This is a genomic window from Xanthomonas cissicola, assembly GCF_008801575.1.
Taxonomy (GTDB): Bacteria; Pseudomonadota; Gammaproteobacteria; order Xanthomonadales; family Xanthomonadaceae; genus Xanthomonas; species Xanthomonas cissicola.
Map to the genome: position 1 here is coordinate 1 of NZ_VZPL01000205.1, position 982 is coordinate 982.

General features: G+C 55.2%; 2 pseudogenes. One reads left to right on the top strand and one right to left on the bottom strand.

Annotated features, from left to right (window positions below):
• Window positions 1-120, top strand: a pseudogene (locus tag F7R02_RS27675) (IS30 family transposase); the annotation flags it as partial.
• 28 nt (window positions 121-148) lie between these two features.
• Here the strand turns inward: F7R02_RS27675 and F7R02_RS25560 are convergent.
• Window positions 149-859, bottom strand: a pseudogene (locus F7R02_RS25560) (VirB8 family type IV secretion system protein); the annotation flags it as partial.
• Between the last annotated feature and the right edge of the window lie 123 nt (window positions 860-982).

Sequence of the window (982 nt, forward strand, 5' to 3'; positions counted from 1 at the left end):
AATCACATCGCGTTACTGATGAACACCCGTCCTCGCCAGACACTGGGCTGGAAAACGCCTAGCGAAGCAATGGAAGCGGAAATCGCCGCCTTCAAATCATCTGTTGCACTTGAATCTTGAGACCGCCCCCTATATCGGTTAAAAATTTTCATCGACCACTTGCTCCATTGACATTCTTGGGCATCCCTTGGGGTTGCATTGCAGGCTGCGCTTGCAGCTGACCGGCCGGCTGCATTTGATCAGGAAATGCTGGCTGCGCCTGTTGCTGAGGCGCGCCACCTTGTTGCTGCATGCCTTGTTGCAGCGGAACGCCCGCTTGAGGTGCAATGGCGGCACCTGCTGCATTTGGATCGGCCATCCCAGGCATCGGCTGCTGCATGACCTGCTGCTGCACTGCTGCCTGAGGCTGAGCATTGATAACCGCGCCAGCCGCTGGGGCAACGGGCAGCGCGGAGTAATCATTATCTACGCGGTAATCAGTGACCCGAAAGCCCAGAGGATTTTCCACCCTCAGGCTATCGCTCATCTCAAGATTATCCTGGTAGACGAACCCCATCGTGGCGATCTTGTTATCCAGTAACGTCGAAACCGTGGAGTTCTTGTCATAAACGGTTCGCTGGAAGCGCACGGTTGCCCCGGTATATGCCTTCCCGTTGCCGCCAATCAAGGTAATACTCAAAATATTGACGCGAATTGCACGGAGCTTGCCGTACGTATTTAGCGGCCTCGACGGGTTGTTGGCGGAGTGCAGCGCGCGATATTCGCTCACTACATTTGTCGACCCCATTGCCGAGACCGTGTTCCAGTCACGCTGACCAATAATGGAAAGATCAAACGACTCACGCGCAATAATGAGTCGTCCCTGAAAAACCCCTGTCAAACCTCCATTGCCATGTTTGCGAGCCGCATAGTGCTTGAGCACGTTGAGGAACGCTCCCGCACCACCTGCAACCAGGCACGCAAAAAGGCGATCCAGCGCAGC